21 protein-coding genes and 2 pseudogenes are annotated in these 23,854 nt (G+C 58.4%); 17 read left to right on the top strand and 6 right to left on the bottom strand.

Annotation, left to right across the window (positions count from 1 at the left end):
- The first annotated feature begins 118 nt into the window (after positions 1-118).
- From V7651_RS13255 to V7651_RS13215, 9 genes are all read left to right on the top strand, one after another.
- Positions 119-589 carry a hypothetical protein gene (locus V7651_RS13255; protein WP_155839373.1) on the top strand — a complete coding sequence of 157 codons (471 nt, stop codon included), beginning with the start codon at positions 119-121 and terminating at the stop codon, positions 587-589.
- Between the two features lie 67 nt (positions 590-656).
- On the top strand, positions 657-1,940 hold the full coding sequence (locus tag V7651_RS13250) for a TolC family protein (RefSeq protein ID WP_034742796.1): 1,284 nt from the start codon (positions 657-659) through the stop codon (positions 1,938-1,940).
- The gene (locus V7651_RS13245) at positions 1,937-3,190 is read left to right on the top strand and encodes an efflux RND transporter periplasmic adaptor subunit (protein ID WP_034742794.1); all 1,254 of its coding nucleotides are present in this window, start codon (positions 1,937-1,939) and stop codon (positions 3,188-3,190) included. Before V7651_RS13250 ends, V7651_RS13245 begins: the two co-directional genes overlap by 4 nt.
- 12 nt (positions 3,191-3,202) lie before the next feature.
- Positions 3,203-6,376, top strand: coding sequence for an efflux RND transporter permease subunit (locus tag V7651_RS13240; RefSeq protein WP_034742789.1), 3,174 nt, complete (start codon positions 3,203-3,205; stop codon positions 6,374-6,376).
- A 32-nt stretch (positions 6,377-6,408) separates the two neighbouring features.
- A complete protein-coding gene (locus V7651_RS13235) occupies positions 6,409-7,737 on the top strand; it encodes an MFS transporter (protein WP_335613433.1) in 1,329 nt (442 codons plus the stop codon).
- 39 nt (positions 7,738-7,776) lie between these two features.
- A complete protein-coding gene (locus V7651_RS13230) occupies positions 7,777-8,076 on the top strand; it encodes a hypothetical protein (RefSeq protein WP_035541531.1) in 300 nt (99 codons plus the stop codon).
- Between the two features lie 61 nt (positions 8,077-8,137).
- Complete coding sequence (locus V7651_RS13225; RefSeq protein ID WP_335594544.1) at positions 8,138-8,794, top strand: HupE/UreJ family protein; 657 nt, start codon at positions 8,138-8,140, stop codon at positions 8,792-8,794.
- Between the two features lie 12 nt (positions 8,795-8,806).
- Positions 8,807-9,472 carry a hypothetical protein gene (locus V7651_RS13220; RefSeq protein ID WP_034742776.1) on the top strand — a complete coding sequence of 222 codons (666 nt, stop codon included), beginning with the start codon at positions 8,807-8,809 and terminating at the stop codon, positions 9,470-9,472.
- A gap of 949 nt (positions 9,473-10,421) precedes the next feature.
- Entirely contained in the window at positions 10,422-11,558 is a 1,137-nt protein-coding gene (locus V7651_RS13215; RefSeq protein WP_335613432.1) for a GGDEF domain-containing protein, read from the top strand.
- A 186-nt stretch (positions 11,559-11,744) separates the two neighbouring features.
- On the opposite strand, the gene V7651_RS13210 is transcribed toward V7651_RS13215, so the two are convergent.
- Positions 11,745-12,602 carry a nucleotidyl transferase AbiEii/AbiGii toxin family protein gene (locus V7651_RS13210; RefSeq protein WP_335594545.1) on the bottom strand — a complete coding sequence of 286 codons (858 nt, stop codon included), beginning with the start codon at positions 12,600-12,602 and terminating at the stop codon, positions 11,745-11,747.
- Entirely contained in the window at positions 12,595-13,287 is a 693-nt protein-coding gene (locus V7651_RS13205) for a type IV toxin-antitoxin system AbiEi family antitoxin domain-containing protein (protein WP_335613431.1), read from the bottom strand. The genes V7651_RS13210 and V7651_RS13205 overlap by 8 nt, the downstream gene beginning before the upstream one ends.
- Positions 13,288-13,781: 494 nt before the next feature.
- On the opposite strand from V7651_RS13205, the gene V7651_RS13200 reads away from it, so the two are divergent.
- Complete coding sequence (locus V7651_RS13200) at positions 13,782-14,375, top strand: hypothetical protein (protein WP_335591534.1); 594 nt, start codon at positions 13,782-13,784, stop codon at positions 14,373-14,375.
- Entirely contained in the window at positions 14,375-15,313 is a 939-nt protein-coding gene (locus tag V7651_RS13195; protein ID WP_335613430.1) for a nucleotidyl transferase AbiEii/AbiGii toxin family protein, read from the top strand. The genes V7651_RS13200 and V7651_RS13195 overlap by 1 nt, the downstream gene beginning before the upstream one ends.
- Positions 15,314-15,804: 491 nt before the next feature.
- On the opposite strand, the gene V7651_RS13190 is transcribed toward V7651_RS13195, so the two are convergent.
- Together V7651_RS13190 and V7651_RS13185 are read right to left on the bottom strand one after the other, a co-directional pair.
- Positions 15,805-16,815 (bottom strand): FecR family protein, encoded by a 1,011-nt coding sequence (locus tag V7651_RS13190; protein ID WP_335613429.1) that lies wholly within the window; start codon positions 16,813-16,815, stop codon positions 15,805-15,807.
- 10 nt (positions 16,816-16,825) lie between these two features.
- A complete protein-coding gene (locus V7651_RS13185) occupies positions 16,826-17,440 on the bottom strand; it encodes an RNA polymerase sigma factor (protein WP_162174914.1) in 615 nt (204 codons plus the stop codon).
- Between the two features lie 137 nt (positions 17,441-17,577).
- On the opposite strand from V7651_RS13185, the gene V7651_RS13180 reads away from it, so the two are divergent.
- The 3 genes from V7651_RS13180 (at position 17,578) to V7651_RS13170 (ending at position 19,780) form a co-directional block, all read left to right on the top strand.
- The gene (locus V7651_RS13180; protein WP_084146508.1) at positions 17,578-17,922 is read left to right on the top strand and encodes a helix-turn-helix domain-containing protein; all 345 of its coding nucleotides are present in this window, start codon (positions 17,578-17,580) and stop codon (positions 17,920-17,922) included.
- Positions 17,923-18,260: 338 nt separating this feature from the next.
- On the top strand, positions 18,261-19,370 hold the full coding sequence (locus tag V7651_RS13175) for a metallophosphoesterase family protein (protein WP_035542165.1): 1,110 nt from the start codon (positions 18,261-18,263) through the stop codon (positions 19,368-19,370).
- The gene (locus tag V7651_RS13170; protein WP_335613428.1) at positions 19,367-19,780 is read left to right on the top strand and encodes an AAA family ATPase; all 414 of its coding nucleotides are present in this window, start codon (positions 19,367-19,369) and stop codon (positions 19,778-19,780) included. Before V7651_RS13175 ends, V7651_RS13170 begins: the two co-directional genes overlap by 4 nt.
- Here the strand turns inward: V7651_RS13170 and V7651_RS13165 are convergent.
- Positions 19,759-20,079: pseudogene (locus V7651_RS13165) on the bottom strand (integrase core domain-containing protein); the annotation flags it as partial. The gene V7651_RS13170 and the pseudogene V7651_RS13165 overlap by 22 nt on opposite strands.
- A gap of 109 nt (positions 20,080-20,188) precedes the next feature.
- On the opposite strand from V7651_RS13165, the gene V7651_RS13160 reads away from it, so the two are divergent.
- Entirely contained in the window at positions 20,189-21,448 is a 1,260-nt protein-coding gene (locus V7651_RS13160) for an IS110 family RNA-guided transposase (protein WP_035540783.1), read from the top strand.
- 249 nt (positions 21,449-21,697) lie between these two features.
- On the opposite strand, the pseudogene V7651_RS13155 reads toward V7651_RS13160, so the two are convergent.
- Positions 21,698-22,527, bottom strand: a pseudogene (locus V7651_RS13155) (IS3 family transposase); the annotation flags it as partial.
- Positions 22,528-22,648: 121 nt separating this feature from the next.
- Between V7651_RS13155 and V7651_RS13150 the strand changes: the two are divergent.
- Together V7651_RS13150 and trbB are read left to right on the top strand one after the other, a co-directional pair.
- Positions 22,649-22,849, top strand: a complete 201-nt coding sequence (locus V7651_RS13150; RefSeq protein ID WP_156950504.1) for a hypothetical protein — start codon at positions 22,649-22,651, stop codon at positions 22,847-22,849.
- Positions 22,842-23,846, top strand: coding sequence for a P-type conjugative transfer ATPase TrbB (gene trbB / locus V7651_RS13145; protein ID WP_156950505.1), 1,005 nt, complete (start codon positions 22,842-22,844; stop codon positions 23,844-23,846). Before V7651_RS13150 ends, trbB begins: the two co-directional genes overlap by 8 nt.
- Positions 23,847-23,854: the final 8 nt, after the last annotated feature.

Below are 23,854 nucleotides of genomic sequence, written 5' to 3'. Positions count from 1 at the left end.
CGACCCGGCATCTGGCGTGATAGGCCCCGCCGACGCAGGATATGACGACGTACCGGATTGTGCCTGTGGAAAAACGAGATTCGCTCCCAAGATATCATGGATCCTATGACTGTTTCCTATGAATAAGTCTGAAAAGAACACGTTCAATGCTCTAGTTGCATACGACCGGACGGGAAATAGATCTGCTTGTTTACACATCATCGCAATTCACCTACATGGCCCTATGCGTCAGGTATGGGTACTTGTCTTTTGCATAATGTTTTCCGTCTCGGGTGCTCTTCTTCCAGTCGAGCACGCCGCCGCGCACACACGCGCAGCTGACTCCCTGGAACAGGCAAACCACGATGATCACGGCAGTGATCACGTCTTCATGCCTGTTGACGCCCAAGCAGGGGCCAGTCCGGCCCATCAAGACCATATGACTGGAGACAGCGAAGATCATGCCGCTGATCTGCACTTTGTTGGCGTGACGCTACCTTCGCCAGCTACAGCCCGTCAGTTTCCGGCATCGCAGCTGGGGTCTCGTCTGGCGATTCTGGACTATCCGGCGCCACTATTGCCTCCAGATCCGGACCCCGACCGCATCTGACATGGAACGTCGCTGGCTGCTTCCGAGCAGGCCGGCTTGTTGTTCTTTGTCAGGAGCTTGTACTTATATGTCACTCAAATATGCCGGCCTCGCGTTAGCGATGGCCTGGTCTGCGCCCCACGCGCAGGCTCAATCCAATCCGTGCGGCGCAGCAACGTCTGATCGTCAGACGCTGACACTGCCCGAAGCCACCCAACTGGCCTTGGCGGTTGACCTCAGGTCCGATGCCGCTAAATCCGAAATCGCCACCGCGCATACTGCAACAGCGATTGCTGCGCTGCGTCCGGCGGACACAGTCGCGCTCGATATTGAGGACTTTCCCGGGATCGGAATAGCGGGAGACATTGACAGCCTTCAGGTGACGGGACGGTTTTCCCGCGTCTGGGAACGCGGCGGCAAGCGCGAAGCGCGCCAAATGCTCGCCAAGCGCGGCGTGGGCGTTGCCAAAGCGTCTCTCGCGGCAGCCCGATACAGCGTCGCTGAAGAAGTTCAGATACTCTATGTGGAAGCAGCGGTCGCCCAGCAGCGGGTTGCGCTCGCCTGCGAGCGTGTGAAAATCTCGCTCGATCGCGAAGTCGCCGTCAAGAAGCGGGTTGATGCCGCCAGGGACCCGCTCCTCTCCGGTGCGCGCGCTGCGTCTGACAGAATGCAGGCGGAAGCGGATGCGAGACGCTACGCAATACAGGCGGACAATTTCCTTGCGGCGCTCGGGGCCTATTGGGGAGCGCAAGGTGAATTTCTGACTGACCCCGACTTTCTGGAAGCCCGCACATCCCTCCGCAGTGTAGATCCAGGGTCCTTGCAGTCACCGGAAATCATTCGCCTTGAAGCCAGGCGTATGGAGGCAATCTCCCGAATTGAACTTGAGCGCACCCAGGCCAAATCGGATGTGACCTGGAGCGTGGGCGTGAGGAAATACGGTATCGAGGATGACATCGCGGTTATCGGCGGCGCCTCGATACCCCTCGGCGCACATGTACGGAGTGCTGCAAGCGTCGCCCAGGCCCGCGCCGAGCAGCGTCGGATCGACATAGAAAGCCAAGCCCTTCGACAACAATTGTTACGTCGAGCCGTGCAGTACCAGCGCTCTGCTGCCAGCGCGCTCACTGAAATTGATACGATCGACGCGATGCTTCTGCCTGGTGCCAGGCGCGCGCTGGATCTTGCGACCGAAGGATATGCGCGCGGCGCGCTGTCCTATCTCGACATCATCGATGCGCAACGCACACTGACGGCGCTGCGCGAGGAACGCCTCTCTCACCTGCGAACCTATATTTTGAGCGAAACAGCATTGGCCCGTCTGACGTCAGTCAACGACACACCTGGCGTCCGCGAGGAGATACAAGAATGAAATATCAATTGCAATTTGTCTACGTCGGCATAGCGGCAGCCACCCTGGTCGCCTGCGGTGACCCCTCAAACGTGAACGCACCATTGTCCAGCCATGGAAACAATGCCGAAGCCGCCGAAGATGGTTACACCCGCGGCCCGCATGGCGGACGACTGCTTGAGGATGGTCAATACGGACTCGAAGTAACGATTTTTGAAACAGGTGTCCCTCCACAGTATCGCATCTACCCGTTCCTGGACGGCCAGCCGCTCGATCCTTCAAAGGTGGATTTGACGATTCGCCTCCACCGCCTGGGCGGGATGACAGACACGTTCAGCTTCACGCCACGTCAGGACTATCTGATGGGCGACGGCGTCGTAACCGAGCCGCATTCCTTCGACGTAGAGGTGGAAGCGCGAATTGCGAACGCAACGCATAGCTGGCGTTTTGAATCCTTCGAGGGTCGCACCAGGATTGCCGACACTGTCTCGATCGAGGCGGGCGTGGAAGTTGCGGCGGCTGGACCTGCGACCATCCGAGACGCCCTGACATTGTCCGGAGAGGTGACGCTTGCGCCGTCGGCGACCTCCGAAGTCAGGGCGACATATCCGGGTCCCGTGCGGGCCGTCAGCGCGAATGTCGGAGATACCGTCCAGCGCGGACAGACGATTGCGCGGATTGAATCCTCGAGCAGTCTGCAAGAATATACCGTCACCGCGCCACGTTCTGGCACAATTCTCGAACGCCACACCAATCTCGGTGATGTTGCTGGCACTGAAGCATTGTTCGTGATTGCAGACTTCAGCCAAATGGAGGCCTATCTGCACGTCTTTCCCCGAGACGTTTCACGCGTGAAGACCGGACAGGATGTCCGTCTCGGCGTTGCTGGCGGCGAGTTGAACGTCGACACGACGATCTCACGCTTCCTTCCAATGGCCGGGGTGAATTCGCAAACGCGTGTCGCTGTTGCGAAAATTCCCGCCGGATCCGGCCTTCAACCCGGGATGCGTCTCATGGCGGAGGTCATAACGGCCGAAACCGACGTCCCGCTCGCTGTGAGAGAAACCGGCCTGCAAAGTTTCCGGGACTTTACGGTTGTCTACGCCAAGGTCGACGAAACGTACGAGGTCAGAATGCTCGAGCTGGGGCGGCGGGATGGCGAATACGTTGAGGTGCTCGGCGGCCTTCGGTCCGGCGAGGTCTATGTCACGGAAAATTCCTTCCTCATCAAGGCGGACATCGACAAGTCTGCCGCCAGCCACGATCACTAGGGGGGCTTAAACATGCTTGCTCACATTATCGAATTCTCGATCCGCCAGCGCTGGTTGGTGATGGCTGTTGTTCTGGGTCTTGCGGGTCTCGGAATCTGGAACTTCAATCGATTGCCGATCGATGCTGTGCCGGACATCACCAATGTCCAGGTCCAGATCAATACCGAGGCGCCCGGTTACTCACCCCTCGAAATGGAACAGCGCATCACGTTCCCGATAGAAACCGCGATCTCCGGCCTGCCGGGTCTCGATTATACGCGATCCGTGTCGCGCTACGGCCTCAGCCAGGTAACCGTGGTTTTTGACGATGGATCCGACATCTACCGCGCCCGCCAACTTGTCACGGAGCGCATTCAGTCGGTCCAGGGCGTGCTGCCCGCCGGGGTCACGCCCGAGCCTGGCCCGATTTCCACGGGTCTCGGCGAGATTTATATGTACATTCTGTCCGCAGAACCCGGAGCCCTGAAGGAGGACGGCACGCCGTGGAACGCAATGGACCTGCGCACGCTCAATGATTGGGTGGTCCTTCCTCAGTTGCGCAGGGTGGAGGGCGTCACCGAAGTCAATACGATTGGCGGCTTCAAAAAAGAAATTCACATTCTGCCTGACCCGGCTGCAATGGCAGGTTTCGGCATCTCCCTCGACGACATTTTGCAATCCGTTGAGCGCAATAATGCCAATTCTGGCGCAGGTTACATTGAGAAGAGCGGAGAACAGAACCTCATCCGCGTTCCAGGCCAGGCGACGAGCCTTGATGACCTGCGTGTGATTACGATCAAGGATACCGGAATCGTCAGTGTCCGGCTTGGTGATGTCGCGGAAATTCGTGAGGGCGAAGAACTGCGCACGGGCGCCGCAACCCAGAACGGCGAAGAAATTGTGCTTGGCACAGCCTTCATGTTGATCGGTGAAAACAGCCGGACTGTGTCGGTCGCCGTCGATGCCAAGGTGGATGCGGTCCGGCCCGGATTGCCCAATGGCGTTACGATCACACCGGTCTATAACCGAACGAACCTGGTGGACGCGACGATCAAGACTGTCGAGAAGAACCTGGCCGAAGGAGCGCTTCTCGTAATCGTCGTTCTCTTCCTCCTGTTGGGAAACATTCGCGCCGCGCTGCTCACGGCCGCCGTGATTCCCCTCGCGATGCTCATGACCGTTACCGGGATGGTGGAGAACAAGGTTTCAGGTAACCTGATGAGCCTGGGTGCACTTGATTTCGGTCTCATCGTCGATGGCGCTGTGATTATCGTCGAAAACTGCCTGCGCCGGTTCAGCGAGGCTCAGCATCAGCTTGGCCGTCTTTTGACTCGCGATGAGCGCTTTTCGCTTGCCGCATCTGCATCAAGCGAAGTTATCAAGCCGTCGATCTTCGGAATTATCATCATCACTGTTGTGTACCTGCCAATCTTTGCGCTGACCGGAATCGAAGGGAAGATGTTTCATCCCATGGCGTTCACCGTGGTCATTGCCCTGACTTCGGCATTGCTGCTCTCTCTGACCTTCGTGCCCGCGGCCGTAGCCTTGCTGGTCCGTGGCAAGATCAGCGAAAAGGAAAGCTGGCTCATGCGCGGGGCCACATCGCTATATCGTCCGGCATTGAGTTTCGCATTGCGGGCACGCTACGCCATCGTGATTGCGGCATTCGTGCTGGTCGGTTTCGCTGGCTGGGGCGCCACGAAACTTGGCTCGGAGTTTATTCCGAACCTGGATGAAGGCGATATCGCGCTCCATGCACTCCGGATACCCGGTACCAGTCTCACCCAGGCAATCGACATGCAGGAAATGCTGGAACGACGGATAACAGAGCTTCCTGAAGTCGAGCGCGTTTTTGCCAAGATCGGCACCCCGGAAATCGCGACAGATCCTGTGCCGCCCAGTGTGGCAGATACATTCATTATTCTGAAAGCCCGCAAGGACTGGCCTGAACCTCGCAAACCCAAGCCACAGCTGATTGCGGAATTGCAGGCGGCCGTCGAGGAAGTCCCGGGAAGCAAATATGAGATCACACAGCCGATCGAGATGCGCTTCAACGAGCTGATCTCCGGCGTCCGTGCTGATGTTGCCGTCAAGATCTATGGAGACGATCTGGATACGCTCGCGGACCTCGCCAAATCCATTGAAGGTGTCGTGGCCAGCATACCCGGCTCGGCGGATGCCCAATCCGAGCAGGTGACCGGATTACCCATACTGTCCATCCATCCCGACCGTGACGCGCTGGCACGCTACGGGCTTGATATCGCGGACGTACAACGCGTGGCCGGAATCGCGCTCGGCGGAGAGGTCGCCGGTCAATTCTTTGAAGGGGACCGCCGGTTCGACATTGTTGTCCGGTTTCCGGAATACTTGCGGACCGATGTCCGCGCGATCGAACGCCTGCCTGTTCCCCTTCCGGAAAGCCGCAGTGGCGGGAATGGACTGATGTTCGTTCCATTGTCGGAAGTGGCACGTATCGAAATTGCTCCGGGACCCAACCAGATCAGCCGCGAAAATGGCAAACGCAAACTGACCGTAACGTCGAATGTCCGCGACCGCGATCTCGGCTCGTTCATTACAGATCTGCAGACGGAAATGGACGCCCGAACCGATCTTCCATCTGGCTACTGGATCGAATATGGCGGCACGTGGGAACAGCTTGTTTCGGCGAGCAGGCGTCTCATGATCGTTGTGCCCATCGCGCTCCTGACGATCTTCGGTCTGCTCCTGCTACTGTTTGGCACATTCAAGGATGCCGGAATCGTCTTTACCGGCGTCCCTCTGGCCTTGACCGGAGGCGTTGCGGCCCTCGCGCTGCGCGGACTACCCCTATCGATCTCGGCAGGCGTCGGATTCATCGCCCTGTCCGGAATCGCGGTGCTGAATGGCGTTGTCATGCTCAGCTTCATCAAGCAGCGTCGTGAGGCGGGTGAAGCACTGGAGCCCGCGATCTTCGACGGTGCCCTGCAACGCCTGCGACCGGTCCTCATGACTGCGCTGGTGGCCAGCCTGGGCTTTGTCCCCATGGCCCTGAATATCGGTCTTGGAAGCGAAGTCCAGCGCCCGCTTGCCACCGTTGTAATCGGCGGAATCGTGTCAGCCACCTTGCTGACGCTACTCGTCCTGCCTGCGCTTTACCGGATTGTGCATGATGGCAGACTGGTCCGAAATTCCGCATCCGCCAACAACCGGCCGGCGACAGTCGTATAAGGGCATTTCATGGAATCGTCGGATAAAACTGCATGCTGAGCATCCTTGCCAACCGAACCTATCGCCACCTCTTTGCCGCTCAGGTCATCGCCCTGATCGGAACCGGGCTTGCGACGGTTGCGCTCGGTTTGCTGGCCTTCGATCTTGCCGGGGCAAATGCAGGGGCTGTGTTGGCCACAGCCCTTGCCATCAAGATGGTCGCCTATATTGGAATTGCCCCTGTGGTCGGCGCGTTTGCAAACCATTTGCCTCGCAGGGCATTCCTCATCTCCATGGATATCCTGAGGGCGGGTGTTGCCCTCTGCCTGCCGTTCGTTGACCAGATCTGGCAGGTCTATGTCCTGATATTCGTCCTGCAATCAGCATCGGCGGCGTTCACGCCGACCTTCCAGGCAACGATCCCGGACGTCCTGCCAGACGAGAAGGACTATACACGCGCCTTGTCGCTTTCACGACTTGCCTACGATATGGAGAACCTGACCAGCCCCCTTCTGGCAGCGCTGCTTCTGACAGTCGTGAGTTTCCACGCCCTGTTCAGCGGGACAGCGATTGGATTTATGGCCTCCGCGTTCCTGGTCTTCACGACGTCTCTGCCGGCACATGGGTCTGTGTCAGCTCAGGAAAGAGTTCTGACCCGCATGACGCGCGGCATACGAAACTATCTCGGCACCCCGCGTCTGCGCGGCATGTTGGCCGTCACGCTGTCGGCGGCCGCCGCCAGCGCCATGGTAATCGTCAATACCGTTGTCATCGTCCAGGACGGGTTGGGGCTCGACCAACAAGTCTACGCCATCACACTCGGCGCCTATGGTGCCGGATCGATGCTTGTCGCGTTGCTGCTTCCAACGCTCCTGGATCGGGTCAGCGATCGAACGGTCATGTTAATGGCGTCCGCCCTGCTTTCCGGAACCCTTTCAGTTCTGACTTTCGCCGCATTTGCATTGCCCGGCGGCCTGAGCTGGCCAACCGTACTGGGTGGTTGGCTAGTACTTGGCGCAGCCTATTCTTTGGCGATAACACCGGGCGGGCGCCTGCTGCGCCGGTCGTCGGTACCCGACAATCGCCCTGCCCTGTTCGCCGCGCACTTTGCCCTCAGCCACGCTTGCTGGCTGATTGCCTACCCAGTCGCAGGGTGGGTTGGCAGCCGGTTCGGTCAACCCTTCGCGCTCGCAGCGTCCGCAGGTCTTGCCGGCGCCGGTCTGTTACTCGCTCTTCGATACTGGCCGTCGGTCGCCGATGATAGGGTTGCCCACGCGCATTCTGACTTGCCGGCGGATCACCCTCACTTGAGCGAAGGACACAAGTTGGGAGAACCGGTGCATGAATTTGTGCTGGATGATCTCCATCGACGCTGGCCCTAACCGAAACTGTGATGAAGTAAAATGTTGAAAGGAACGAACATGATAAACATCTCCGCAAAGCCAGATGGCCGCGCCGACGGTAAATACCCGGTGCCATGTACCCCGGGAATGCTTGCCCTGCTCGGTGCGCTGGTTAGTTTTGGTGGCTGCACATCTGCCAACAACATTCTCAAGCCGGCGAATGCCGAGCGAACCGCAATCATAGAACAGGCTTGCGGGCCCTATCCGGTCTCCGGCCTCAAGAGCGGCGAGTCTCCGCGAAAGATCCGGTACCGGATCTGCAGGCGCTCGACCATTCAGACAATCGACGCAAAGCCAGAAACCGCAAATGACTCGTAACCTCCAAGTCATCAATCCAGGCCGCTTTTCAAGAACATCCCTCTTTCGGGTCGCTGCGGTTATGCTGGTCTCGTCGCTCCTCATTGGTGACGCATTCGCGCATGCGGTCGCAGAGGGTGACAAGGGATACATACAAGAGATCACAGGTGTGAATCTGGTCGCGTTTCTCTATCTAGGCGCCAAGCACATGATGACAGGTTATGACCACATCCTCTTTCTCCTCGGTGTCATCTTCTTTCTCTACAGGATGAAGGATATTGGCATTTATGTCAGCCTGTTCGCCGTTGGCCACTCAACGACAATGCTGGCAGGTGTGTACTTCAATATCGGCATCAACAGCTACCTCATCGACGCCATCATTGGATTGTCGATTGTGTACAAGGCGCTCGACAATATGGGTGCCTATCAGCGCTGGTTCGGAATTCAGCCAAACACCAAGGCGGCAACTCTGATATTCGGCTTTTGCCACGGACTCGGACTATCGTCCAAGATACTTGATTACCGGATTTCTCCTGATGGTCTTTTGCCCAACCTGCTGGCCTTCAATGTCGGGGTTGAACTGGGGCAGCTCCTGGCGCTCGGCGCGATCCTGATCGTGATGGGATTTTGGCGGCGCACACCCAGTTTTCTCAAACACGCCTATACCGCGAACATGGTGGTGATGGCCGCTGGCTTCCTGCTTATCGGCTACCAACTCACCGGCTACTTCGTCTCATAAGAGGATCCAGGTATGTACAACACAGATATGCCCACGCGTGCCGAACTTCCCAGTAGTGCCCGGCTTTTGCGCTCTACCCTGATCGCTGTGACCACCGCTGTCGCTCTGCTCGCTACCGTCATCCTTCCCGCAGAATATGCCGTTGACCCTACCGGGATAGGGGGGATATTGGGTCTTACGCAGATGGGAGAAATCAAACAGCAGCTCGCCGACGAGGCAACAGCGGATTTGGTTGTCGAAGCACCCGAACAGGAGCTTGCGGCGCAGCTGGGCGAGATCGTTCCGGACAGTGCGACCCAGGTCACAAGTCCCGACTGTGCGGATTCCGCACTCGCTTCGGTGACCGACGCTGAAAATACAGCCTGGCGTGACGAAGTCAGTCTTACGCTCGGGCCAGGGGAATCGGCAGAAATCAAACTGGTGATGAAAAAGGACGATACAGCCAGTTACGAATGGACCGTCGATCAGGGAAACCTGAACTCAGACCTCCATACCGATGGTACAGACGGCAATACAGTCAGCTATCGACAGGGGCGCGCTGAAACCAGCGACACAGGCGAGCTGACCGCTGTCTTCGATGGGGCGCATGGTTGGTACTGGCGCAACCGGAGTGATCTGTCTGTAACCGTAACGCTGCGGGCCCGGGGTGCATACAGCGAATTGAAGAGGATGCTTTGAGAGCAAGTTCGTTCCAGGTGCCAACCGATACCAATCGATTGTCAATCCATGGCCCCTCCCCCAAGCAACCAATCGCGTAGCAGAACATGCTATACAGTCCTCTGTGAGCCTTGTCCCTAATAGCCAGAATGGCCTGCCCTTCGAGGTGGTCCACGCGCCGTCCGGCGCGAAGGTTTCGTTCAGGCCCGGCGCGGCGCGCCCGGCAACCAGCGCCTCGGAACACAGGATGGACTTGCTTGACGGAGCGCCGAACCCGCTGCGCGCCGCCTGACATGCCTGCACCATTGATGAACGCACCCTCCGGCGTTTCGCCCTGGACACTGCGCATCCTGAAACGCCAGGATGATGGATGCTGGCGCCGCGCTGAACAGCCGCGTTTTGAATAATTTATTGTTGAACATGGCCCCTTCCGGATTGCCTGACCCGCGTCAGGGGTTCGCCCCGGACGCTCAGACTGTTCATCGAGTGGGTGAGAGGATGTGGCAGTGCTTTGTTTGCTCGTTCCGGCCCACCCTGGCCATGCCGGCCTGTCCAGCGCGTTTGGCAGGGGAAGCGAGGGCCAGAGGCATCGCTGCGAGACGGAATGTCTGCGCTTGTGATCCGGACACGTATTAGCGTCTTGACGCCGATCTCGCGACTCGCGCACGCCGCGGACACTGAACGCTCAAATTGCACCCAAATGCTTAACAAGGCGGACACCCTGACTGCCTATGCATGTCGGGGCGGAATCCAAACCATAAACGAAACACTTTCTGAAATGCACACACGTTTTCGAGACACTTTGCGGACAAAATCCCTGCGATTTTGGGTGACCCTGGGGATGCTTTTCGCCCTCGCACCGATCGCGCTCTCAGCCGGTGGCGGGTACGTCTTGTTGAATCACGGCGTGATCGCTCCCTTCCAGGACGTGGCCGAGCGCCAGTGAGACCAAATTGCTCCGGCCCAGAATTTGCGCCTGCTCATCTGGGACAGCCTGATCCCTGTCGATGAATACCTGCAGGACAGCGACCCGGTGCATACGGACACCTATCGCAATATCCGCGGACAGGTCGAAGTGGCATTTTCCGAGCTCATTTCGGCATTGGACGGCACGCCTCAAGCCCGCGGGCTCGTCGAGCGCGCCAGGGACAACTGGACGGTCGCAGACCAGCATGCGACCGAATTGCTGTCAGTGGTCGGATTGCCGGGAGATAGGCATGTCATCGAAACACAGCAGCGTTTCCATGGCAGCGTCGTCACCACGACCGACCTGCTGGCCGCGACATATACCCAGATCAGCCAGGCCATCATGGACGATCATGATATGGCCAATCGCTCCTATGAGAGATCGATGTGGCTGGCGGGCATCGCAGGCGGCCTGTCGCTCCTGTCGATTGCTTTCGGCGTCGTGATGATAGGCCGGGTCCTGTCGCAAAGCGTCGATCGTCTGGTCGATGGCGCGATCCGTTTTGCAGATGGCGACCGCCTGCACCGGATAAATGTCAGCGTTCCGCCTGAACTCCACCGCGTCGCTGTCGAATTCAATCTCATGATCGGGCGCATACAGGCGTCCGAGGAAGCCCTTGCCGAACTGGCCCTTCAGGACAGTCTGACCGGACTTGCAAACCGGCGTGCCTTTGATGGCGCGCTGGATGACATGTGGTCCCGGCATCAGCGATTTGGCGAGCCCGGAGCGCTTCTCGCGATCGACCTGGATCATTTCAAGCAGGTCAATGACACATATGGGCATGCCGCTGGCGACGAGGTCTTGCGCTCAGTGGCCAGTGTGATGAGGCACTGCCTGCGTCCCTCCGACAAGGTCTTCCGCGTCGGCGGGGAAGAGTTCAGTGTTCTCTTGCCCAGGACGGGTCTTTCCCAGGCGCACGAAACCGCCGAACGGCTGCGGCGCGCCATCGGGGCAAAAGCGGTCCAGTCAAATGGGAATATCATTACCCCGACGGCCAGTATCGGCCTGGCAGTGATGTCATCTGATGTCGACCAGAGCGCATTCGTCGCGCGGGCAGATACCGCCTTGTACGAGGCCAAGAGATCGGGCCGGAACCGGCTTGTCATCAATCACGGCAAGGGCATTGCCCTCGCCGTATAGGGCTCACTTGCCGATGCAGGGCCAGGTGCATAGCGTTGCCGATGCAGCGCTTGCGCCCGGCTTCGCAACTCGGTCAGCGCGCCCCGCGCATGTGATCCGGCCAAATATCATTCGATTTGGGTGCATCAGGCATCCTGACCCGCAGGTTCTACCGAGTCGGCAGACGAGGACTGCAGGGATGTTTCCCTAAGCCGCGCTGGCGACCAGTTTTGCGAGCTTTGCGGCAAAGAATCTTGCGCTCCAGAGATCGAGCGATTTCAGCTCATCCGGACGCAGGAAGCGGCGGACATCGGTTCGCGCGACCTCCCAGTCCACCTTGTCAATCCGGTCTCCGAGCGCACGGGTCAGCCAGGCTGTGTCGACCTTCAGGTCCGTCTGGCCACGCCAGGGGCCGAACTGGATGAGCGCGGCCTGAAGGTGCGCCAGGTTCGGGAACACGCCCCTGGCCACATACCAGGAGAAATCATACCAGTCCCGGCCTTTCAGGTATTCCCGGCAGAGCAGCGCATGGATCTTCAGGGCAAAATTCGACGCGAGGTCCTGGTGGCGCACCTCATGGTCTGTCGGAAAATCAAGGAACGTCCAGGTATCAGTGGAGAAGGCCGGGGGCTCGACATCGATCTCGAGCTTGATCCTGATTTTCTGGTCAGGCTGGCGGTCTGAGAATGCCAGGTCAAGTTGGCCGGCGATCGATGTGTCCTTGATCAGCGCAGCACGAATACGCTTGTCCATGTCCCCCTTCGGTTTCGCCTCGGGGCGAATACCAAACGTGGAAAACGTGTCCATCAGGGCGTCCAGATAAGGGGTCCAGTTGAATGTCCGGTCCGGTGCCAGGAGCATGAAGTCAAGATCCTCGGAAAACCGTGGCAATCCATGGAGGATGCGCAGGCTCGTGCCGCCCTGGAACACGGCGACATCGAAAAAATCCGCCTTCCAGAGCGCATAGAGGGCGATCTCCTGCATGATCTCCTTTGTTGCATTCTCCTCTTCCAGGCGGTTCTTCGCACCATAGGATCGCAGCTTCTCCTGAATGAGGTCAATCATCGGTGCCTTTCCCGGACAGGCTGCCCGATTGTCTGAGACCCATCACGGCCTGTTCCAATGCGCCCAGGAACAGTCGCACCTGCCTGTGCTTGTAGACATCGCGAAGCGCATCAAAATCACTGCGCTGCAGCGCCGTCAGCCGAGACCGCTCGATCCGAAGGCCCTGCTCAATCCAGTCAAGACCGGCCCAGTTCGCTTTTCGCAAGGCTACCAGGTCCATGAGGGCACGCAGCGGCTGGGCCACCAGGGCGACAGACTTGCCCATCCCGATCCGGTCGACCGAGACGAGAAACTGGTAGGGCGCAATCGCCAGCGGATGGAAGCTGAAATGGCCAAACCGCTCCGTGTCCCGGGTCAGAGTCTTGCGTCCCGTGTTCACGCTCGCGGTCGTGTAGACCGCTTCCGGAATCCAGCCATGATAGGACAGGGCCGTCTCGAACGAGACATAGCTGCCGGGCACCAATGCCTGGGCGACGGCAAAGGGGTGCGGCGCGCTTTGCGTGTCCGGCCCGCCCAGCGCATACAGCCCGCGTTTGATACGGGTCAGCGATCCATCCTTGAGCGCGCGGTTCACGAGACCATACCGACGCGCGTCTCCACCATCGACAAGGCGCGCCAATTGCCTGTCCGTGAACAGGCGGTGCGCATAGCCGGCATCTTTCAGGGTCTGGACGAGCTTGCTCATAAAGTTCTCAATACTTGCAAATAGTGAAAGTTTCAAGAATTTTGAGATCATTTAGCGAAGCCGGATGGCTGAGAGCCGAAGTGGCCGGGCAGGATAAATACGTCAGGGCCTGGAGCAACGGGTGGGCACAAGCGTGATGTATTGGCCCGACCGCGCGGGGCCGACGGGCAGGAAGAGTGCGATATTGGCGACAAATTCCTCCGGCGCACCTGCCCGGAACGTGCCGCTCGGCGGCGAGGTCGGGATCAGGCCCCCTGATCTTGGGGGTTGAGCAGCGGTTCAGCGCATTTTTTAAGAAACAATTCCGATCAACTCTTCTTGCCCTGTCGCATCGACAGCCCGAAGAGGAGCGACAGCAAAGGCCGGCTCCAGATTGTTAGCAATATGCTCTCTTTAGACAAGACCATACTCACACACAATATGCATGAATTTTTAATGATATTACTTGCATTTAAGGAGGGCGGTCACCTATATGGACACAGATGGAGGCAAACATGACGGCCACGGCAGAACTGAAAAAGCGGCTCCGTCCGGGACAGGTGTACCGGCGCAAGGATCTTGCGCGCTGGTCCAATGCCATCGACCGGCATCTCCGCCTGTTGCTGGACGAAGGCAGGCTCGAAAAGGTCGGTCCGGGACTCTACATGGCGCCGCGCAAGACCCGTTTCGGCTCAGCACCCGCCAGTCCGGAAAAGCTGGTGGAGACATTCCTGGGAGATGACCGGTTTCTCATGGTCTCACCGAACGCGTATAACAGTCTCGGCCTCGGCACGACGCAGCTCTACAACGAACCTGTGGTTTACAACCGCAAACGCCACGGACACTTCAAACTGGACGGACGTCCCTATGACTTCCGGATGCGCGCATCTGTGCCGTCCAGCCTGAACGTGGAATTTCTCCTGGTCGATCTCCTGCACAATCTGGGCCGATTGGCGGAGGACAAGGCGGCGGTTTTGCCGAAAGCGCTGTCGCGCGCCCGCAGCATGGACCGGACCCGGCTTGCACGCGCCGTGAAGGATTTCGGGTCAGCACGCGCTGCGCGTCTTCTTGAACCGGTTCTTGCAGACGACATGGCGGCGTCGGACTGATGCTGCTGCATGAACTCCCGGATTTTCCGGACCTGATCGCGGTCGCCGCGAGACAGGAACAGGTCGATCCCGGTCTTGTCGAAAAAGACTACTGGATCATGCATGGCCTGTGGGGCCTGCAGCAACTCGGCTTCACCTTCGAACTGAAGGGCGGCACGTCCCTGTCCAAAGGCTACGGACTGATTGACCGGTTCTCGGAAGACATCGACATCCTCATCCACCCGGAGACCGACCTCAAATATGGACCGAACCATGGAAAGCCGGCCCATGCCGCGGCGCGCCTTGCCTTTTTCGACGACTTGGCCACGCGGATCAGGATTGCGGGCATTGCCGCGGTCGAGCGTGACACCGGGTTTGACGACTTGCCGCAATATCGGGGTGCGGGCATCCGCCTCCTATATGAGCCAATCCATCCGCTGCCGGACGGATTGAAAGAAGGCATATTGCTCGAAGCCGGCTTCGACCAGGTGGCGCCGAACCGGCCTTGCGCGATCTCATCCTGGGCCTATGATCTTGCCGCAGCGAGCGGGATCGGAGGCCTCATCGACAACCGCGCGATCGACGTGCCCTGTTACGAGCCGGGCTATACATTTGTCGAAAAGCTCCAGACGATTTCGACCAAGTACCGCCTGCATCAGGAAAACGGAGACATGCCGATGAATTTCATGCGGCACTATTACGATGTCTATTGCCTTCTTGGCGACAATTCGGTCCAGGAATTCATCGGCACAGAGGCGTATCTGGAACACAAGGCCAAACGCTTTCGGCAAGATGATGAAGCAGACCTCACCAGGAATGAAGCCTTCCTCCTCAGCGATGCCGAAACGCGAAAGAATTATGCAGTTGCCTATGCCGGAACGCGCGCACTTTACTACCGGGACCAGGTCGCTTTCGATGCAATACTTGAACGCATCACCGGGTTTGCCCCAAGGCTTTGATAAGCTGGCACCCTAACACCGGACGCCCCATAAGCGCCAGCCCATTCCATCCTGGCTTCTTGGCGTTGGAATAGACGACCACAAAGAGACTTGAACGCCAATATGCGTCAGGTTGTAATTAGCTGTGGAACCCGGTTAAGCGTTCACTTCCAGAATTGGACATTTCGGAAGATGCGTGATGCGTTGAGCGCAATAAGCTAAAACTTGTACGTCCTGATAAGCTAAGCTTTGCACACGACACGCAGTTGAGAAATGAACCGGCATGACTACCGCGCCGGAAAAACTTGCCGGGCCGTTTGAAGCCGTGGAAGCACTCCAGGCGGATGGTGCAATCGCCATGTAATCAGCCGACCTGATCCGGTCACATCACGAACGGCTGCTCGGCACCGGATTTCTTGAGGAAGTGATGCTGGCTGCGGCCGGCTTGCCGTGGATGATTCTCTGCCACCGGAGCCCCTCTGCCTGTCCGACTGCCATGCCGTCGGACAGGGTCAGGGCGCCGATGCGTTGTCCGGTACGAGTGTGATCAGGCTTGCGGACCGTTCAATCCGGACCGGCAGGAAAAGGGCAATATTCGCGACGAATGCCTCTGGTTCTCCTGTTGGAAATGTTCCGCTCAGGCGCTCGGCTGCGAGGTCGGGATTAGGCACCCTGATCTGGGTGGTTGAGTAGCGGTTCAGTTCGGTGACCGCGTCGGCCAGTGTCACATCGTCGAACTGGACACTACCGCTGCGCCATTGCAGCGCGGCGCCGGGTTCGACCCTGGACACGGTCTGGCTGCCATCGCCGGCAATCTCGAGCCGGTCCCCGGGCGCCAGCACCCTGCCCTTCGGATCGGCGGGATGTGTTGCCTTGCCGAAACCGAACAGGCTCTTCTGTTCCGGAGATGTCGAAACGCTGACCGAGCCTTCCAGCAGGGTCACAGCCACACCGGCTGGCTGCGCATAGATGTCGAATTGCGTCCCGAGCGCGCGCGTACGGCTTGTACCTGCCGCGACGATAAAAGGTGCCTTGGCCTTTTCGACCTCGAACAGGGCCTGCCCGCGCTGGAGGGTGACATGGCGCTCGCGGGGAGAGTAGGCCACGTCCAGCGCCGTGTCCGTGTTGAGCGTGATCACGGTTCCGTCCGCGAGCGTGACGCTGCGCTGCTCCCCCACGGCAGTGGCATAGGTCAGGGGCGGCGGGCTGGCGCCGGCATTGGCGAGTGCGAAGACTGTGGTGGCGAGGGCAAGTGCTGCCGCGAGGCCTGTCAGCCAGGCTGCGGTGCGGAGCCTTGTCCGCCGGGCGGGTTTTGGTAACGCCGCTCCCCTGCCCGCGCGCAGGCCCCGGTCCACGATCGCGAGGCTGGCTTCGATCTGGCGATAGGCTTCTGCATTGTCAGGGTCGCGCTCCCAGGCCCGGAAGGCGTCCCACGTCTCCAGGTCCACATCCGGGTCCTGCAGTTCGCTATACCAGCGCGCCGCGGCATCAAGCCGGCCCGTCTCCTCGTCGTTGTCGTTCATCACGTGGGTATCACTCAGCCTTGTCGGGACGCGGGGCGCCCGCTTGCGAGAGGGATTTCGCAATGGCCGCCAGCGCCTCGGCTATATCACTCCGGACGGTCCTTGGCGACACGGCGAGGCGCCTGGCGATCTGGTCATGGGTCAGGCCCTCCAGCCGGTGGAGTTCAAGGGCCTCCCGCTGGCGGGGCTTCAGGGTATCGATCGCCGCCTGGGCGATCGCCAGCAATTGCGCATCCATCACCTGCTGTTCAGGGGTCGCTGTCCGGTGGCAGGCCAGCCTGTCACCCATCTCGCTGATCTCGGCAGTCATGTGCCGGCTCCTTCCATAGCCCGATTTCAGATAGTCGCGCGTGAGGTTGCGCAGGATCGTGAACAATAGCGGGCGCAGCTCTTCCACGGGCTTGTCGGAATAGGCGCGGCTGGCGGAGATGAAGGCTTCCTGGACCAGGTCTTCGGCGTCTTCTGCATTGCCGATGCGGGATCGGCTGAAGCGGAGGAGTTCGGGATGGTGGAGGTGGTAGAGGTGGGTCAGTGCGATCGACCGAACACCGTGCGGAAGGCAGAAATCCAGCGTACGATTCTCGAAAGCCGCTGTGTCCTTGCCGTATTCAGCAACTTTCCTCAAAATGCCTTGCTCCAATTCAACGGAAACTTTGAGTTTTCTCAGATTTACAACGTATAGTTTATGTTTGCTTGTAATTCCAGCAAAAACTTAAAGTCTACTTTGTGGTGCAGTTGGTCACATAAAGCCAACTTGGGCTCATGGAAAGCGCCCATAAGGAGCAAATTGCGGCCGCGATAAGAGCGGCCCGGCGAGCGAAGGGCCTTACCCAAGAGGCTCTGGCGGAGCGCATCAATAGAAGTTCCGCTAGCCTTAGCAATTTGGAGCGAGCACAGGCACTTCCTTCGCTTGATACATTGATCCTCATCGCAGCAGCTCTGGATGTTCCGATCAGCAATCTCGTTGAAGGGCCGACAAAAGGGCGCAAATCACGTTCCAGAATTCGTGATGAGAATGAGCTGATCGAACTCATTCGTTCCCTCTCAACGGACCATCTGCGAATAGCGCGGATACAGATTGAAGCACTTATTTCAACAAGAAGATGATTAGCCAAATCAGCTATGAAGCAGTTGGCTATGGCCGATATGGCCTACGCACCATTCTCCCTGCTTTCCAAGCATTCATGTCCGAGGCTCATTCACATAGCTTTTCTATACCTGTTAAACCCAGAAACCAGTGATAAACATTGGCGCAGGAAATCCCCCCAGAGCAGACAAAACAACTCTCGCTGGAATATCCCCAAAATGCGATCGTACAAGCTTCGGCTACCCCACGAGTTGCCTGTCGTTTTAGGGCGCAGCAGTAGACTTTGAAAATTTGAAGCTCATTACCTAAAATTGAAATTACCAAGTGCAAGAAATGTGTTGTTTGGTATGGTGCTTGTATGGTTCGATTCATCCACACAGCAGATCTTCATCTTGGGAAACGATTTGGTCAGTTTCCAGAGAGTTTGCGAGGGCGACTTACTGAGGCGCGACATCAATCCATCCCCATAATGTCAAATCTCGCCCGCACCCATGGAGCCGATTTCATCCTGATAGCTGGCGATGTTTTCGATACGGGGACGCCATCCCCTTCGGTAATACGTCAAGCGATGCAGGCCATGTCTGCTGACAGCGAAATCAAGTGGATCATTATCCCAGGAAATCATGATTCACTTTCTTCAGATGAGCTTTGGAGGCAGGTTGCAAATGATCGCCCCCAAAACGTACTGCTCGGCCTCGAAAACAGACCTATTGAGATTGCTCCTGCAACGGTCGTCTTACCGGCCCCTTGTCTAAATCGCAGGCCTGGACGCGACCTTACCGAATGGATGTCCGACGCCGATATTGAGAGCGACAGCATCTGCATCGGACTAGCGCATGGGGCAGTACAGAGCTTTGGAGAGGATGGCGCTTCGGAAATCATCGCTCCAGATCGCGCCCAGCAATCAGGCCTCGACTATCTTGCTCTGGGAGACTGGCACGGTCAGATCTCAATCAATGATCGAACTTGGTATTCGGGCACTCCCGAGCCAGACCGGTTCAAACACAGTATGCCGGGCAAAGCTCTCTTGGTTGAAATTGACGGCTCACGAGCTATGCCGGCGGTGCGGCCTTTGGAAACTGGAAGCTTCAACTGGCAAAAAAAGACGATGCAGTTTTTGTCAGGCGAAAGTATTGACGAGCGTCTTGAAGAGATCCTTCCCGAAATTTCATTAAGACGCAGCACCTTACTTCAGGTCGCGGCGGAGGGTCGAATTCGGGTTCGGGATCGCCTTCTCCTTGAAGAAGCAATCGGTGACGTGGCACCTGACTTCGCTTCGTTCGAGATGAGGTCTGAGGCGCTTGAAACCGAATATGAGATATCGGACTTGGACACAATCGATCAAGCCGGAGCCTTAAGGCAGGCAGCAGAACGCTTGATGCATGAAGCAGGTTTAGACCCAGATCCTCACGGTGTGTCCGCATCGGCTTTATCCCTACTGTACACTTTTTCGGTGGAGGAATCGTGAGACTTAGGGCGTTGCGACTATGGAATGTCAGAAAGTTTGCCGGACGTGGCGTCGCGATCGAGAACATCGGCAATGGCGTGAACGTGCTTTCCGCCGAAAACGAGTTTGGGAAATCGACAAGCTTTGACGCATTGCATGCTGTCTTCTTCCAGCGCTTTTCCGGAACTCCTAAGCCTGTCCAGATGCTGCGACCATACAGCGGAGGTAGCCCTCAAATCGAAGTTGATGTGGAAACAGATCAAGGTCTATTTCGTATTAGCAAGAAATACTACAATGGTAAGAGCGCAGTAATAACAGATATTGCTACGAGTAGAATTATTGCCCATGGCCTGCCCCACAGGGGTGATCCACCAGATTTATTAGCCCGGCGGTTTCAAAGTAGCAGCGTTCATGCTGCCACCTCCCCATAGTAAGGCGGCATGAACGCTGCGGGCAAGACGGCTTTTGGGGCGGGTGGCTTATAGCCGAGCGAAGAGTGCGGACGGGCGGTGTTGTAGTGATGTCGCCAGGCTTCGATCAGGATCTTCGCCTCTCGCAGATCGAAGAAAATTTCCCTCGCCAGAAGCTCGTCGCGGAGCTTGGAGTTGAAGCTCTCGCAGTAGCCATTTTCCCAGGGTGATCCCGGTGTAATGTACAGCGTTTTCACTCCGATCCGTTCAAGCCAGTCACGGAGGGCTGTTGCAATGAACTCAGGGCCATAGCACGTTCGGAACGCTTCCTGGTTCGATCTGATTTTGCTCGAACAGGGAGTGACCATGGCAGACTGAAGGTCTTCTATTGTGAAGGTACCAGCCCCACGAAAGGAGACCGAGACCGCCATGATCACCAACCATATTATTCCAGAAGACGCCGTGCTTGTCGCCATCGACATTGCCAAAGCCCGCAATGATGTGCTCATCGAAGTGCGCGGTAACAAGCGGCGTAAACGGCTCGTCGTGTTGAACACACGCGCCGAGCATGATCGCTTCATTGACATGCTGACTTCATTCGATCGCCCGATCATCGCCGGTTTCGAGGCGACGGGTAACTATCACCGTGCGCTGGCCTGGCGCCTGCTCGATGCCGGGTTTGATACACGGCTCATTTCATCCATGGCACTCGCCCGAACCCGCGAAGCGATCCACAATGGATGGGACAAGAATGATCCCAAAGATGCGCAGGTCATCCTGCATATGCTCTCAACCGGCCTCAGCCAGTACTATCAGGATCCACTCGTCGCGGGCATTTCCGACATACAGGAACTGTCGAAGACGCATGAGATGGTTTCGAAGGCCAAGACTGAGACGCTGCATCGCATCCTCACCCACTACCTGCCTCTGTATTTTCCTGAGATCGAACGGTTCCGGAACGGATCGCGCAATGACTGGTTCTTTGCTTTCCTCGAGCAGTTTCCGACGCCTGCATCGGTCATCGCGCATGACAAGGACGCCTTCATTTCCGCCGCATGGGACGTCGTTGGACGCAAGGTCTCGAAGGCTCGCCTGATTGCGGACATCTACGAAACAGCAACAGAATCAATCGCTTTGCCGATTCCGATCGACAGCAAGGCGGTTGTCATGTTCCGCATGGTCCTTGCCGAGATCCGAAGCCTGATCCGTCAACGTGATCAGATCGAAGCCGAGGCCGAAGCGCTGCTGGGCGACACGCCTGACTATGTCGCACTCAAGCAAGTGCCTGGAATCGGCCCGATCAATGCGTTGACCATTCTGGCAGAAGCCGGTGACCTGCGCCGGTTTGGTCATCATCGTCAGTTCCTGAAATTTTGCGGCCTTGACCTCGCAACCCACCAGTCGGGTACATTCCGGGGACAGACCAAGCTTGCCAAGTTCGGCAACGCGCGCCTGCGCCGGTCTCTCTGGATGGCCGCCAATGTCGCCATTCGTCAGAGGGAAAACAGTTTCCGGGACAAGTACGCGCGCTACATCGCTAAGGATCCGACAAATCCGGATCTGAAGCGTAAAGCGCTCACAGCCGTTACCGCCAAGATGGCCCGCGTGGTTCACGCCGTCATCAAAAGTGGAACCCCCTACCGTCCCTTCTTCCAAGGGGCGGAGCCGAGAGGAAGAACCCCTGTCTGAAGGGCCGTTGAGGCACGTGAAAACGCGACCTCGTAGATAATGTTCGGGTCTTCCGCTCGGATCGGCATCCCGTGTTAAGGACGGTGAGGACCAGCGAAATATGCTCGTGTGGATCCTGTGTTTGCTATGGCCGAGAGCTCTTCCAATAGAAGCGGAAGTCCCTCGGCAATTGACAAATCAAGCCGCGGAGACATTCTGCGGATAGAAGGCTTTTTGCCTGCTGGTCTGATCGCGCTCCGTACGTAGGACGTTGTCAGAGCGTATGTGCTCCGGCGGCCCATGCCGAACGAACAGCCCACCCAGCGTGTCGAGGACATCCCGTGAGTTCAGCTTTCGCTCGACTCGGATGGCGAGGCACTCCCGTGTAAACTCGTCGACCACACACAGCATGCGGAACACACGTCCATCATGGGTGCGGTCCTGCACGAAGTCATAGGACCAGACATGGCCTTTGTGCGCCGGCCTCAGCCGCACACACGAGCCATCATTCAGCCAGAGACGACCGCGTTTTGGTTGTTTCATCGGCACTTTCAGCCCCTCCCGTCGCCAGATGCGGTAAACCCGCTTCTCGTTCACATGCCAGCCATCATTTCTGAGGAGCGCCGTGATCCGGCGATAGCCATACCGGCCGAACCGTTCGGCCAGGCGGATAATCGCCGATGTCAGGGCGTCCTCATCATCTCGCCGTATGGGCTGCTTGCGCTGGGTCGAACGGTGCTGGCCGATCACACGGCAAGCCCGGCGTTCGGAGACGCCAAGCTCTTCCACCACGTGATCGACTGCAGCACGACGACGCGAAGGGCTTAGAACTTTCCCCGCACGACTTCCTGAAGGATCTGGTTGTCCAGCGTGAGATCAGAGACTGCGCGCCGAAGCCGGGCGTTTTCCTTCTCCATATCTTTCATGCGCTTGGCTTGGTCGACCTGCAGGCCGCCATACTCTTTGCGCCAGCGGTAGTAGGTCTGTTCCGTCACACCAACGGCCCGCGCCGCCGAAGCAGCTGTCTCACCCCGGGCCAGGCGAACCTCCACCTCCCGCAGCTTCGCAATGATCTCTTCAGGCTTGGCTCTCTTGCCCATGTCTCAGCTCCATATCTGAAGCCGGAACTAACTCAAATAACGGACCACTTTTCGGGAGGCAGACCACCTCGGCGAGACGGTCTCGACTTATGTCCGCTATTTTCTGACCGTGACGCCGCCGGTGCCGGCCGACCAGCTCGATGCGGCGCGGGCCAAGGGTGACCTAAAGTTCGATTTCTTTGTTCGTCAGGTGGCCGAAAGCGTGCGCTCCGGCGACAGGATCCTGCAAAATGCCATCGAGGAGTTCGTTGCTGCGCCGTCCGACTTTGTCAGCGAAGCCGAGCTCGACCGGCTTGGCGTGCGGAGCGGGATCGATGCGTGAAGCCCAGAGCCTTTCGCGCACCCGTGACATGCTGGCCACCGCGTTCGGGCCCGTCATCATGGCGGCGCTTGCCGACGCCCAGGTCGTCGAGATCATGGTCAACCCCGATGGCCGGCTCTGGATCGAACGGCATGGCGCGGGGCGTACTGCCTGCGGCGCGGTGTTGGCACGGGCCCAGGTCGAGCGCGTGATCCGGCTGGTCGCAACCCATATGCGGCGTGACGCGACGGCGGACGCGCCGCTTGTGTCGGCCGAGCTGCCCATGGGAGGCGAACGGTTCGAAGGCGTCCTGCCGCCGGTCGCGCCGGGCCCCTGTTTCTCGATCCGCAAACCGGCCGGACGCGTCATCCGGCTTGATGAATATGTCGCCTCCGGCGTGATGAGTGGCCACCATGCCGATGCCCTGCGGCGCGCAGTGCTCGACAAGTCAAACATCCTGATCGTCGGCGGCACCGGGTCTGGCAAGACAACACTCGCCAATGCGCTCCTTGCTGAAATGGCCGAGACCGGCGACCGGCTGGTCATCCTGGAAGACACGCGCGAGCTTTCCTGCGGCGCACCGGATGTCGTGCAACTGCGCACGCAGCCGGGATCGGTCTCCCTGTCAGACCTTGTGCGCTCGACCTTGCGTCTCAGGCCCGACCGGATCGTAATTGGCGAAGTACGCGGGGCCGAAGCCCTCGACATGCTGAAGGCCTGGAATACCGGCCATCCGGGCGGGATCGCGACCCTGCACGCAAACTCTGCGCTGGCGGGTCTTTCCCGACTCGAACAGCTGGTCGGCGAGGCGGCCGTGAACGTGCCACATGATCTCATTTCTGAGACGATAGACAGTGTCGTGTTCATCGCGCGCCAACATGGGTCTCGCCGGGTCGAGACCGTCGCCTCGCTCTGCGGGCTCGGTCGGCATGGTTATGACCTTCGCCCGATTGTGCCCGACCTACAGCTCGTCCTGCCGAACCTGCCGTCGCTCCAGCCTTCTGCACTCCACCACTGAAAGGAACA

Origin of the sequence: Hyphomonas oceanitis (assembly GCF_036964545.1) — a bacterium.
Lineage (GTDB): Bacteria > Pseudomonadota > Alphaproteobacteria > Caulobacterales > Hyphomonadaceae > Hyphomonas > Hyphomonas oceanitis.
This window is presented reverse-complemented; position numbering and strand designations above follow the sequence as displayed.